The 397-nt window shown below is 48.6% G+C and carries 2 tRNA genes; both read right to left on the reverse strand.

What is annotated here, in order from left to right:
• Positions 1-128 precede the first annotated feature (128 nt).
• A tRNA-Ala gene (locus tag GCN74_RS28360) sits at positions 129-204 on the reverse strand.
• A 67-nt stretch (positions 205-271) separates the two neighbouring features.
• Positions 272-348 (reverse strand) — tRNA-Ile (locus GCN74_RS28365).
• Positions 349-397 lie beyond the last annotated feature (49 nt).

Genomic DNA, 397 nt, shown 5'->3' on the forward strand with positions numbered 1-397 from the left:
TATGTTTTACGATAAACCGATCAATAAATAATCTTTACTTCTTCCAGATTGTTAAAGAACGAAACAGCTTTGATCGCTAAAAGATCAAACCTAAACCTGACCGGCTTACGTTTGCACTTTCAAAGTATTGGTGGAGGATGACGGGATCGAACCGACGACCCCCTGCTTGCAAAGCAGGTGCTCTCCCAGCTGAGCTAATCCCCCTGTGGGTATTACATACTGGTAGGTCTGGCTGGACTAGTGTCCACCTTACCCCCGGGTTTGTTTCTGCTGGTAGGGCTGGTTGGACTCGAACCAACGACCCCCGCGTTATCAACACGGTGCTCTAACCAGCTGAGCTACAGCCCCAACGCGGTGCTACTACGACTACTGTTTCTTCTTTGACTAACAGCCGATA

It is taken from the genome of Janthinobacterium sp. FT14W (assembly GCF_009208755.1).
In the GTDB taxonomy this organism is placed as follows: domain Bacteria; phylum Pseudomonadota; class Gammaproteobacteria; order Burkholderiales; family Burkholderiaceae_D; genus Janthinobacterium; species Janthinobacterium violaceinigrum.